This is a genomic window from Bartonella raoultii (genome assembly GCF_019659805.1).
Taxonomy (GTDB): domain Bacteria; phylum Pseudomonadota; class Alphaproteobacteria; order Rhizobiales; family Rhizobiaceae; genus Bartonella; species Bartonella raoultii.
In genome coordinates this window covers 19,500-31,701 of record NZ_JAIFRO010000011.1, presented here as the reverse complement: position 1 = coordinate 31,701, position 12,202 = coordinate 19,500, and the positions used below count along the sequence as shown (strand labels likewise).

Here is a 12,202-nt window from a genome sequence, read left to right as displayed (position 1 = left end):
TACTTATATAACTGTTGTAAATAAATAAAATAATCTTAATATTATGAACATTCATTGCTTTATCGTCTAGCCAAATCTTATTTAGATATTCTAAGATAAACAATTTAAATTAGTATCATGCGCTTTATTAAACCCCATAAAATATGGAGCTTTAAAAGCCTATAAATAAAGCAAAAATAGAAATTTAGAGAATTGAGAAACATTATGCAATCAATTTAGCTTTATTAGTACTAAAAAATTATACTCTTATAATAAAAGCATCGTAATATGCATTTTCTTAGAAAAAGTGTTGCTTTTTTATAAATTTAATAAGCACATTCTGAAAAAATAGGCTCTACAGTTTCCCCCCAGATAGAATAGTAACGAGATAAAAATTTATCAGCATCTGTTTGTCCTATAGCAACAACCTCTTCCAAGGGCGTAAGAAAATTTGTCTCATCACAACCGTCTGCATCATATTGTCTGCGATTTTTTAAACCTTTGCGCGAAATAGCAATAACTTGACGCGCTAGTTCTAAAATTATAGTCTGCCGAAAAGGTGTTCTTAACCCTTCTTTTGGAACATGTTCACGCATATCTAAAACTTCTTTAAAACACCAATCTTTTGTTAAAGCCTCTGCCTCATTAAGTGCTTCACTATCATAAAGAAGTCCAACCCAAAATGCCGATAATGCACAAATACGCTTCCAAGAACCGCAATCAGCACCTCTCATTTCTAAAAATCGTTTTAAGCGTACTTCTGGAAATAATGTTGAGAGATGATTAATCCAATCTCCCATATTTGGTGTTGCATTTGTCACCTGGCCTCTTAATGCTCCATTCATAAACTGACGAAAAGTTATATGTGTACAATCATGGTAACGACCATCACGTACAACGAAATACATTGGTACATCCAGTGCCCATTCAACATAATCAGCAAAACCAAAATGTTCAGAAAATATAAAAGGAAGAACTCCTGTTCTCTGATTATCGGTATCGCGCCAGATTTCAGAACGCCAAGACAAAAAACCATTTGGGCGTCCTTCAGTAAAAGGTGAACTAGCAAATAATGCCGTGACAATGGATTGCAATTTCATTGATACTTGCATTTTTCGGCGCATATCCGTTTCAGATGAAAAATCCAGATTAACCTGAACTGTTGATGTACGGTACATCATATTAAGACCATTATGTCCAACTTTTGGCATATAATCGGCCATAATCTGATAGCGTGACTTAGGCATCCGTGGTGTTTCAGCTAAAGTCCACTTCGGACTAGCTCCAATACCAAGGAAACCAATACCTAATGGCTCTGAAATTTTTTTGAGAATAGCTAGATGCTCCATCACCTCACAATAAGTATGGCCAATTGTCTTGAGCTGTGCACCAGATAATTCAAATTGCCCACCAGGCTCCAAAGAAATAGCACCTTGACCAGAGGATTCTACCAACCCAATAATATTTCCTTCATCTAAAATAGGCTTCCATCCTAGAGCGCTTTGCATTCCCTCTAAAATTGTGCGAATCCCCCTCGCACCTTCATAAGGGACAGGACGAAAATCATCTTTATAAAACGGAAACTTTTCATGTTCTGTTCCGATACGCCAATCATCTTCGGCTTTGCATCCTCCTTGAAAATAACTCACCAAAGAATCTAAGTTATCAATTTTACTATCATCCGTTATATCAAGCGCCATAACCTATTATATCCTCACTTATTAGTGCTATTATTTGAAATCAATTATTCAAAATGATTTTAAATACTTCTTAATCAATTGCCCAATCCCCTATGGTCGCATTAAGAAGAGCCAAAGCAGCTACAGCTGCAGTATCAGCACGTAAAATACGCGGCCCCAAAGAGATCGGAATTACAAAAGAATATTTTTTTAAAAGGTTTTGCTCCTCATTACTAAATCCTCCTTCTGGTCCAATGAGAACACTTGGCATCGATATTTTATATTTTTTTAAAAGAGGTAATGGACTATGTGGCTTATGCGTTTCATCACAAAAAAACAAAGGCTGTGTCTCATCCCAACGTGCTAAAAGCTCCGCTAATGAAACAACAGATCGGCATATAGGTAAGGATAAAATGCCGCATTGCTCAGAAGCTTCAATAACATTAGCTTCCATACGCGCCATATTGACACGTGTAACTTGTGTGTGATGTGTTATAATAGGCTGCAAAACCGATACCCCCATTTCTACAGCTTTTTGCACCATATAATCCAAACGCGCGTTTTTAAGTAAAGCAAAACAATAAATGAGATTTGAAGGCGTCGTTTGCAATCTTTCTTGACGGATAAGCTGAACTATAACAAATTTTTTCTTAATGTGAATGAGTTTAGCAAGCCATTCACCATCCTGTCCATTAAAAAGTAAAATTTCAGCTCCTTCGTGCATCCGCAAAACATGCATAAGATAAGAAGCTTGTGAGCCTTCTATCTTTATTTCTTCATTCAAAGCAAGTGGCTGTCTAATAAATAATCTTTTAAGTTTATAATTTATGCGCATAAAAAATTGTGCCAAAGTTAGCTATAATTACCAAAAAAATGACAAGAATATATAACAAAAAGGAAAAATTATATCTACAAAGCTATAACTTGCAAAGAAATATAGAATTTTTTTAGCTTTATGAGATATATTGGGAACAAATGGGACCTTAAGCGATTCTGTTTATCTTATAACTTTGTAACAATTTGTTATTGCATTCAGTGATTAGCCATGTGACTGGAGGGAAGGTATGTCTGCTAAAAAAGCTACAATTATTACTATTACGGCTCTTCTAACTTTCATTCTGATTACTGTGGGAATTGGTTCTGTTGGAGCAGATGGAAAACATACAGTTGCTGAAGATGGTTATGGTATTTCTTCCAAGTTTTAGTAAATATTTACCAGTGTATGCTTAAAGCTTGATATAAACGCGGTATTTTAAGTGATTTGCTCAATTTTTTGCTAATCATAAAGAAAAATAATTAATTTATATCTATATTTTTTAACCTCCAAATTGTCACAATTTTGTCCTTTAGCATTCAGAGAAAAAGCAAAATGTGCTGTCACACTTTTAACCAGACAGAAACATCTTTACCTTACAGAAAGTTTTTGAGCTATGGCTTTTTCGTAATTGTGCCTGCAATGTAAATTAGTTTTGTTATCCCCATGTAAAAGCAGATACAATATCTCCCTGAAAAGGGAGATGCCAATCTGACGTGCGTATCAATGATTCTATTCCATTTACCATACTACCTGAAAATTTTGTAAACTCTCCCCGCCAACGAATATCAGTACGAAACCGCATTTCCTGCATCGATTCTGACCAATCTAAAATTACATTTAATCCTGTTATTTTTTCTACAGCTCCCGAAAGATGACCATGATATACAAACATACTAGTTCTAACGATAACTCTCTCAAAAAGTTGTTTCAAAAAGCGCTCCCTATCTGGCTGTTCAGATTGATGCTTTAATATTTCACGTGCATTACATATCCCTAATCTTAATGCCCCTTATGAACGAAAAAAATTATCAAAAAAATCCGTCATTATTTTAATGGGCTTTTTCATTACGAATTGTGGATGTATAATTCATGTTTCTGAAAAAATAATATATCCCCACAAAAGATTTATCAAAGATAAATCAATTTCTATTGCTTCAGCTTCCATAAATGATACAGTATGCTCAACTTTTGATGTTAAAGTAACGCTTTAGGATAAGGAAAAAGATATAATTGTGATGGATTACGTCATTGTATATTATAACCAGTTCACACACTCAAATCCTACGCTAAACAAATACGAATTGCATCTGTAGACACAAGATAAGATAATGCAAGAATACTCACCCCAGACAAAAAAATAATTATGAGAAAAATTACGCTCAAAAATTTTATAATTTTTGCGTATACAATCTTCCTCTATACTTTCACCTACACAACAGATTAAAAGTAAAGCTAAATGATCATTAAAGAAATTCTTATAATCTCAAAATTCGCCATATCTCATTTAATAATTTCATTATTTTTTTTCTTATTTAAAGTTTATTCAAACAATAATATTTCTACTTCTTTACAAAAGAATTATTTTAAGGTCTGTTAAAAGGTATCACATATATAATACTCTCAAACCATTCTTACCATTCCCATATGAATATTTTTATAAAGCTCTATTGTATTGTCAAAAAATGCTTTACAAAAAAATAAATAGCCCTACCCGAAAGGATCTCTCTCATGAAGAATATTATAGACGGAAAAAAACTCGCTGAAGAGATGATTATAAAAGTTAAGGCTGAAACAAAAAAACTCTACAATAATTATAAGATACAACCAGGTATCGCGGTTATCATTGTTGGAGATGACCCTGCAAGTCAAGTATATGTCTCATCAAAGAGTAAAAAAGCTGAAGAATGTGGTTTTTTTTCTATCAAACATATGCTTTCCAAAGAAACTCAAGAAAAAGAACTCCTCCAACTCATTGCATCATTAAACTCTGATCCTAAAATTCACGGTATTTTAGTACAACTTCCTCTCCCCGAACACATAAATACAAATCGCATCACCCAAGCCGTTGCTTTCCAAAAAGATGTTGATGGTTTTCATTATATCAATATAGGAAAACTTGCAGCCAATGTTCTTGAAGATGCTATCATTCCCTGTACACCAGCTGGTGCCATGATAATGATTGAACAACAATGCGGACCAGATTTATCGGGTCTTGATGCTGTTGTTGTTGGACGCTCTAATATTGTCGGAAGGCCGATGGCGGCTCTCTTAACAGCCGCTAATGCTACTGTGACGATTGCCCACAGTCGTACCCGTGACCTTGATGATGTATGTCGTAGCGCTGATATCTTAGTAGCAGCTGTAGGACGTCCACAAATGATTAAAAAAGACTGGGTTAAAAATGGCGCCATTGTTATTGATGTTGGTATTAATCGTATTGCTGCTCCAGAAAAAGGTGTAGGGAAAACACGTCTTGTGGGTGACGTTGATTTTGAAGAAATAAAAGAAAAAGCTGCTGCTATTACCCCTGTTCCAGGAGGCGTTGGACCTATGACTATTGCTATGCTCATGGTTAATACGCTTAAAGCTGCGGCTCGATTACATAACCTTCCTGTACCAAAACTTTAAAGACTTTATACATGCTCATTGCACATGTATTATCTTTTTCTTGCTCGTTGTTTTCTTATGCCATAAAAATGGACGCTCCTTGATCTGCATGATTCACAGATTGACGAAAAATATGAAAAAATGCGTGCCCAACACCGTATTCATTATTTGAAAGATCAAATAATATGATTGCTTGTACATTAAATTTTACGAAATCCTCTAAAATAGTGAATTTATCCATATATGAATCAATGTAAACAACATCACCATCTTGTAGACGTGCAATCGAACCATTATCGGAAACCTTTGGTGTCACATGGATTGCAAGGAGAATTTATCCTGATGTGCCCGATTGACGAGCATCCGTTATCATACTACTTTTACCCTCGATCTTATAAAACTCATAAAACTGTTGTTCGTTTATGAAATTTTAGCATACCATTTGCTTTTGACCCTTGATAACGAATAACCACGATAAAATTTTATCATGCAAAGTTCTAGCTTTTCAAAGCTTCTTAGAGTTCTTCTTTATCATTAAAGACAAAGACGGATTCTTTGATCTGCAAATGTTTAAGCTTCACAGCTGAAACTTTCATAATATCCGCATCCAAATCTCTAGATAAAATACAAACACCACTATCAGACTGAAATGATTTTCTCCACCTTACTAATACCGTATGATGACCACTCTTTCTGAGAGCAGGTTCATGCACCACACAATTATCAGTATAAAGTCTTTCTTTAATCGCATAAGCAGTGAGATCTTCACCAAAAATTGTACAAATATCTTCATGAGCTAAACCTACCTCCATAAGTTTTGGAGTAACAAATCCCATACTACCAGCAGCATGAAAATGATTTATATTCGCCAAACCATTCGGATAAATCCGTGTTAAAAGAAAAGAATCGATAAAGTTTTACAATATAATGCCATGTTCATAGAACACCACAAGCAACGGCCGTAGAAATCAAATGAATTACATGATTGGTAGATTCTCCTGTTACATTTAATCCTACAATAGCTTCACAAAAGAGTACTCATCAATAATCTTACCAAATGGCCTACAATCACTACTAAGAGCTGTCATTTTAAGAGCACGCTTAGTCGCTTACTTTATTAAAGGATAACACAAAAGCATATTTTTATTATTAAAAGAGCTTCTCGGCATATGAAGCCCCATCATCTCTCATATCATCTGATTTGCGTTAGTTGTACCACAAAATATATAGGTTTCTGGCCCATGATAAGAGAGTGATTCTGATTCTCGTAATATTGGGCGATCTATTTTATTTTCCGCGTAAAGTTGGCGTATCTTCACTTTTTCATCGTTTCCTTGACCACTTGTCATAGAACCAGCAAGTATTAAAACTTCTAGTCAATAACCAAATGTGAGTGCCCAATCACCAAACCAAGTGTAATTTTATCATATACCCCAAAGATATAGTGCAGCATCAAATATATCGTGTGATAAGCCTATAGCTATCGCCATTGCGGTTATTTCATGTGGCAAAAGAGAGAATTCCCTCCCTGTATTCCCTTATATAACACCATCACATATTGCGGGTTCCTCTACCACTTGTGCTATACCACTAACCGTACAAGCACCTTCCTTTATGAAGCATAAGAAAAAATTTAAAAGGTTTATGTGCTGAAAGAATATCATTATAGGCTGTGATAATACCAATATTCTCAACGATATTTCTCTTCAAACGTTCTTTGTCTATTTGACAACAGGCAGCAAATCCATACAGCTTGATTAGCACATCTTAAAAAATTCCGCTTAGGACGATTTTTTGTGCTTTAGCAATACAGATTAAATAATTCTCACGTCAGTAAAGAACCTTCATAACCCCTTCGTGTAACCACAGAAACTGTCTTAGAAAATGCTCTTTTATTGCTCCCTTTGCATTGAAACAACTCCATCATGTATTAGAAAGATTGCTTATCTACTTTACTCGTTTCACATTCTATTTCATTTTCTTCTGGCGACCAATAAACCTGAACAAGATGATGAGCATTGCGCAAAACTGCCCTGATAGGCATTTTCATTTCAGATCCATCTTGACAAACCTCTTCAAAACAATCGCGCTTTTGAAAACCTTCAATATGAAGAATAATGCAACGAGATTGCATTATGACAGGCAAAGTTAGTGTAAGTCTTGGTTCAACAGCACTTTTGGCATGAAGAGGTAAAACAAGTGCTTGTGTTTGAAGATCAAGTGCTTGCTTCAAACGATCAGCATCAGGAAAAAAGGAAGCAGTATGTCCATCAACTCCCATCCCTAAAACAATAACATCAAAGGGTCTAGGTAAAGTATTGATACGACTAGCGGCTGAAAAAGCAGCAAGCTCAACAGTAATTGCCTTATGATATAATCCTACAAAATGCGCTTTAGCCGCAAAATTTTGTAACAAATGACGCCGTACCATATGTTCATTAGAACGTTCATGGTGCGCTGGGACAAAACGTTCATCAACCAAAGTAATAATAATATTTTGCCAATCAATATCAGCTTTTGATAAATAATGGAAAAAACGTTCTGGTGTTTTACCACCAGAAACGGCTAAAATAGCGCGCTTACGCTCAAGAACAGATACACTAAGCTCTGCTGCTACACGATCAGCTAATGCCGAAGCTAAAGCGGCAGGCGTTTCAAAATCTAAACGGTCTATATTCATTTCATACATACTTATCGCTCTAAACTAAATTATTCCATATACGCCCGTCACGTTCCATCAAAATCATTGCAGAAGATGGTCCCCATGAACCAGCAATATAACCATCAACAGGCTGTTTTATTGCCTCCCACCCCTCAAGAATCGGATCAATCCAACGCCAAGCAGCCTCAACCTCATCACGACGCATAAACAATGTTTGGTCTCCACGAATAACATCCATTAATAAACGCTCATAAGCGTCAGGATGCCGTTCAAAAAAAGTAGACGCAAAACTCATATCTAATGGAATATGACGAAAACGCATACCACCAGAGCTTGGATCCTTAATCATCAACCATTGTTTTACCCCCTCATCGGGCTGGAGACGAATAACAAGCCTATTAGAAAAGATTTTATCCGAACCTATTTCAAAAATATTATGGGGGATAGGTTTGAAAAACACAACAACTTCAGACATTCGCGTAAACATACGCTTACCAGTTCGTAAATAGAAAGGCGTATCTGCCCAACGCCAATTATTAATCTTAACCTTAAGCGCCACAAATGTTTCGCTCCTACTCGCCTTTTTTCCTAAATCATCAAGATAGGATTTTACAGGCACACCACCTGATATACCAGCAAGATATTGCCCACGCACTGTATTTTGCTCTACATTATGAATATCGATGGGGGTTAAAGAACGCAATACTTTTAGTTTTTCATCACGCACAGCATTTGCACTGTTGTTAAAGGGGATTTCCATAGCAATCAAACAAAGCAATTGTAGTATATGATTTTGTACCATATCGCGTAATGCACCTGTACTATCATAATATTCTGTACGCCCCTCTAATCCTAAAGATTCAGCAACCGTTATCTGAACATGATCAATATAATTGGAATTCCATAAAGGTTCATAGAGTGTATTCACAAACCTTAACGCCATCAAATTTTGAACCGTCTCCTTCCCAAGATAGTGATCAATGCGGAAAATTTGATTTTCGTCAAAGGCTGTAGCAAACGTATCATTAAGTTTTGCTGCTGTTTTTACATTACTGCCAATTGGTTTTTCAATGACAATTCGTGTTTTTTGCGTTACCAGTCCTTTTTGCCTCAACTTTACTGCAATTTCATGAAATAGAGAAGAACTGACAGCCAAATAAAACACTCTAATATCAGCTGAATCTTTTGATAATAAGAGTGCTAACTCTTTCCATCCTCTACTTGAAGCAATATCAATCGAAATATAAGTTAAGCGCGCAAGAAAACGATTGAGTTCTATGTGATTGAGGTCTTTGGGATGGACATGTTTTTCTAAAGAAGCCAAAACAAAATTTTTATATTCTTCATTACTCCATGCAGAACGAGAAGCCCCAATAATACGCGTTGGCTCGCTAAATTGCCCCACACACTGACAATGATACAAAGCAGGGAGAAGTTTGCGTGATGCCAAATCACTATTGCCACCAAAAATAACACAATTGAAGGAAGAAACAGGAGTAATCTTACGCATCATGAATTTGTTTATTTTTCCTTTCGATGATGAAAGCTGAACACTTGTAGAAGCTTTATTTATTAAAACAAACCAAGACTAAAGAAACTATTTATTTTCTTTATTTCACACAATGTTTAACTAAAAACGATCCATCAAGGAAAACCAATGCATTGCTAAAAATACAAGCGGATAACGTAAAATCCGTCCTCCTGGAAAGGAGGAAATCTTTAATTCCTGAAAATATGCAAAACGCTCATGCTTACCAGTTAACCATTCAGAATATAATTTCCCTATAAAAGGGGCAAGCATAACGCCATGCCCTGAATAACCACCACAATAAGTCAAACCAGGAAAAAGTTGACGAACATAAGGCATACGCTCAACTGTTATGCCAACCGTTGCACCCCAACAATGTGTCAGGTTTATAGGCTTTAGATATGGATAAATTTCAATAATTTGTTGTCGTACACGTTCATTTAAATTTACAGGATTCTTATTATCGTAACTCTCTACTCCGCCAAATAATAAACGATTATCAATGCTTTTACGAAAATAGCGAACCATAAAACGAGAATCATCTACCGATTCACCTTCCGAAAGAATCGCGCTATGCTTTGGTAAGGGATCGGTTGCTCCAATATAAGAGCGAATAGAAACAATATTTTTCTCAACAAAATGTTGAAGTCCAAGCTTATAAGCATTAGTTGCCAATAAAATATGCTCCGTCGCTATATTACCTTGCTGCGTTATCACTCTCCAATGAGAACCTTCACGCTTTACTGTCGTTACCGGTGTCTTCTCATAAAGTTTAGCACCTGCATTTTTTGCTTGTTTTGCCAACCAAACAACTAACTTTAAAGGATTTATATGGCCAGTGTTTGCATCATAAATACCACCATAATAAAAAGATGATCCAAGCCGCCTTACTGTTTCAGATCTATTCATAAAAGTAAGACCACAGTACCCATAACGTTGCATCGTTTCAACATGTCGTTGATAAGCTTCTACCTCACATTTTTTATGGAATACGGAAAGCTGTCCTATTCTAAAATCACACTGACAATCAGGCATAGCACACCATGATAAGATATCGCGTTTGGCCTCTTCAGCCAAATTAAACAATAGCTTGCTTCGTTCAAAACCATATTTTTTTTCTAATGTTTCCACCCATTGTCGTTGTCCTGTTCCTAATTGCCCACCATTGCGCCCTGAAGCACCATCGCCAAAACGTGAAGCTTCCAACAAAACAACACTCACACCCGCCTTTGCTAAATGATACGCCGCTGAAAGCCCTGTAAATCCACCTCCAATAATAACGACATTACTTTGTTTTTGTTCACAAAAAAACGGATAAAAAGGACGCTCTTCTAGGGTATCTTCATACCAAGAAACTCCTGGAGAAATCGGATTAGAGCCAATCATCGTGATAAACCTCAAACATTAAGCAAGAGATATTCCCGTTCCCATGGGCTAATCACTTCCATAAAAGTTTCAAACTCTTGCCGTTTTATTGCAGCATATGTGCTTATAAAGACATCTCCTAGAATAGCACGTATTTCAGTATCTTGTTCAAATAAGTTAACAGCTTCAATGAGTCCACGCGGTAACTCAATATTTGCAGTATTCACATTATCTATCGTTGGTTCATCGGGTTGAAGCTTTTTTTGTAATCCAATGAGACCACAAGCAAGAGAAGCAGCAAGTGCTAAATAAGGATTAGCATCCGATGAAGGCAATCTATTTTCAACACGACGCCCTTGGGGTGCAGAACGAGGTACACGAAAAGCTGTCGTACGATTATCATATCCCCATCGTAAGTTAACAGGAGCAGAAATATCAGGCATGAGGCGTCGATAAGAATTCACATAAGGAGCAAGCATTACCAGTACTCCCGCCATATGTCTTTGTAAACCACCAATAAAATGACGAAAATAGATACTTTCTTCATCATCTTTCTGTGTAAAAATGTTCATACCCGTTTTCTTATCAACAACTGATTGATGAATATGCATAGCAGATCCTGGCTGTCCTTGAATGGGTTTAGCCATAAAAGTTGCATACATATTATGTTTCAATGCTGCTTCGCGGATTGTCCTTTTAAACATAAAAACTTGATCAGCCAATTCGATTGGATCACCATGACGTAAATTGATTTCAAACTGACCGGCCCCTTCCTCATGAATAAGCGTATCAATTTCTAACCCTTGCGCTTCCGAAAATTGATAAATATCATCAATTAAATCATCAAATTCATTTACACCAGCAATTGAATATCCTTGCCCTCCACCAATTGAACGTCCTGAACGACCAACTGGAGGAACTAAAGGGTAATCAGGATCAGGATTTTTTTCTACAAAATAAAACTCAATTTCTGGTGAAACAACGGGTTTTAACCCCATTTCTGTATAAAAATTAATTACTTTTCGTAAAACATTGCGAGGCGTATAATCAACAAACTGCCCATTTTGATATACAAGATCACAAATTACTTGTGCCGTAGGAGCGTCTTCCCATGGAACAATACTTAACGTAGACAGATCAGGCTCAAGGCGGAGGTCACCATCTGTTTTGGGATATTCAAAACCACGACCATCTTCAGGGTAATCTCCTGAAATTGTTGTCATAAAAATTCCCGAAGGTAATGCTAGTGACGTCTCTGATGTAAACTTTTTAGAAAGCATCATCTTACCCCGTGGCACACCTGCCTGATCAGGGGTAATACACTCAATATCTTCTACATTACGGAAAGTAAGCCACTGCGAAACTTGCTCCCAATTTTTTACGCCACGTAAATTTTTGAGAAAATTAGAAACAGGTCTAGAATCTGTATTATCCATTTTTACCACTTTCACAGGCATAATATACCAATTCAAAAAAATATTAAGCTCCCTCTTATGGCACTATCCTATGCATGAATGACACCTAAAAATAACTTAAATTTTTAAAATGGCACAACTCTTATCAAG

At 36.2% G+C, this 12,202-nt stretch carries 10 protein-coding genes and 1 pseudogene; 2 read left to right on the top strand and 9 right to left on the bottom strand.

Annotation, left to right across the window (positions count from 1 at the left end):
- Nucleotides 1-305: 305 nt before the first annotated feature.
- Both K3248_RS08115 and K3248_RS08110 read right to left on the bottom strand, forming a co-directional pair.
- Nucleotides 306-1,679 carry a glutamate--cysteine ligase gene (locus K3248_RS08115; protein ID WP_220717848.1) on the bottom strand — a complete coding sequence of 458 codons (1,374 nt, stop codon included), beginning with the start codon at nt 1,677-1,679 and terminating at the stop codon, nt 306-308.
- 70 nt (nt 1,680-1,749) lie between these two features.
- Nucleotides 1,750-2,493, bottom strand: coding sequence for a 16S rRNA (uracil(1498)-N(3))-methyltransferase (locus K3248_RS08110; protein WP_220717847.1), 744 nt, complete (start codon nt 2,491-2,493; stop codon nt 1,750-1,752).
- 229 nt (nt 2,494-2,722) lie between these two features.
- Here K3248_RS08110 and K3248_RS08105 point away from each other — a divergent pair, with 229 nt between their 5' ends.
- Nucleotides 2,723-2,863, top strand: coding sequence for a hypothetical protein (locus K3248_RS08105; protein WP_220717846.1), 141 nt, complete (start codon nt 2,723-2,725; stop codon nt 2,861-2,863).
- Between the two features lie 363 nt (nt 2,864-3,226).
- Here the strand turns inward: K3248_RS08105 and K3248_RS09215 are convergent.
- Nucleotides 3,227-3,885 (bottom strand): annotated as a pseudogene (locus K3248_RS09215) (AsmA family protein); the annotation flags it as partial.
- Nucleotides 3,886-4,203: 318 nt separating this feature from the next.
- On the opposite strand from K3248_RS09215, the gene folD reads away from it, so the two are divergent.
- Complete coding sequence (gene folD, locus K3248_RS08095) at nt 4,204-5,103, top strand: bifunctional methylenetetrahydrofolate dehydrogenase/methenyltetrahydrofolate cyclohydrolase FolD (RefSeq protein ID WP_220717844.1); 900 nt, start codon at nt 4,204-4,206, stop codon at nt 5,101-5,103.
- A 55-nt stretch (nt 5,104-5,158) separates the two neighbouring features.
- Here folD and K3248_RS09090 read toward each other — a convergent pair whose 3' ends face one another.
- The 6 genes from K3248_RS09090 to K3248_RS08070 all read right to left on the bottom strand — a co-directional run bounded on the left by K3248_RS09090 (nt 5,159) and on the right by K3248_RS08070 (nt 12,073).
- A complete protein-coding gene (locus K3248_RS09090) occupies nt 5,159-5,398 on the bottom strand; it encodes a hypothetical protein (protein ID WP_308765664.1) in 240 nt (79 codons plus the stop codon).
- 199 nt (nt 5,399-5,597) lie between these two features.
- On the bottom strand, nt 5,598-5,954 hold the full coding sequence (locus tag K3248_RS09085) for a dihydroxy-acid dehydratase domain-containing protein (protein WP_308765663.1): 357 nt from the start codon (nt 5,952-5,954) through the stop codon (nt 5,598-5,600).
- A 1,058-nt stretch (nt 5,955-7,012) separates the two neighbouring features.
- A complete protein-coding gene (gene pgl / locus K3248_RS08085) occupies nt 7,013-7,771 on the bottom strand; it encodes a 6-phosphogluconolactonase (protein WP_220717843.1) in 759 nt (252 codons plus the stop codon).
- Between the two features lie 10 nt (nt 7,772-7,781).
- The gene (gene zwf, locus K3248_RS08080; protein WP_220717842.1) at nt 7,782-9,257 is read right to left on the bottom strand and encodes a glucose-6-phosphate dehydrogenase; all 1,476 of its coding nucleotides are present in this window, start codon (nt 9,255-9,257) and stop codon (nt 7,782-7,784) included.
- 117 nt (nt 9,258-9,374) lie between these two features.
- Nucleotides 9,375-10,658, bottom strand: a complete 1,284-nt coding sequence (locus K3248_RS08075; protein ID WP_220717841.1) for an NAD(P)/FAD-dependent oxidoreductase — start codon at nt 10,656-10,658, stop codon at nt 9,375-9,377.
- Nucleotides 10,659-10,669: 11 nt separating this feature from the next.
- Nucleotides 10,670-12,073 carry a glutamine synthetase family protein gene (locus tag K3248_RS08070; protein ID WP_371875524.1) on the bottom strand — a complete coding sequence of 468 codons (1,404 nt, stop codon included), beginning with the start codon at nt 12,071-12,073 and terminating at the stop codon, nt 10,670-10,672.
- Nucleotides 12,074-12,202 lie beyond the last annotated feature (129 nt).

Coding starts and splice junctions, on each gene's coding strand:
- K3248_RS08115 (WP_220717848.1), bottom strand. CDS start 1,679: ATGGCGCTTGATATAACGGATGATAGTAAAATTGATAACTTAGATTCT.
- K3248_RS08110 (WP_220717847.1), bottom strand. CDS start 2,493: ATGCGCATAAATTATAAACTTAAAAGATTATTTATTAGACAGCCACTT.
- K3248_RS08105 (WP_220717846.1), top strand. CDS start 2,723: ATGTCTGCTAAAAAAGCTACAATTATTACTATTACGGCTCTTCTAACT.
- folD (WP_220717844.1), top strand. CDS start 4,204: ATGAAGAATATTATAGACGGAAAAAAACTCGCTGAAGAGATGATTATA.
- pgl (WP_220717843.1), bottom strand. CDS start 7,771: ATGTATGAAATGAATATAGACCGTTTAGATTTTGAAACGCCTGCCGCT.
- zwf (WP_220717842.1), bottom strand. CDS start 9,257: ATGATGCGTAAGATTACTCCTGTTTCTTCCTTCAATTGTGTTATTTTT.
- K3248_RS08075 (WP_220717841.1), bottom strand. CDS start 10,658: ATGATTGGCTCTAATCCGATTTCTCCAGGAGTTTCTTGGTATGAAGAT.
- K3248_RS08070 (WP_371875524.1), bottom strand. CDS start 12,073: ATGGATAATACAGATTCTAGACCTGTTTCTAATTTTCTCAAAAATTTA.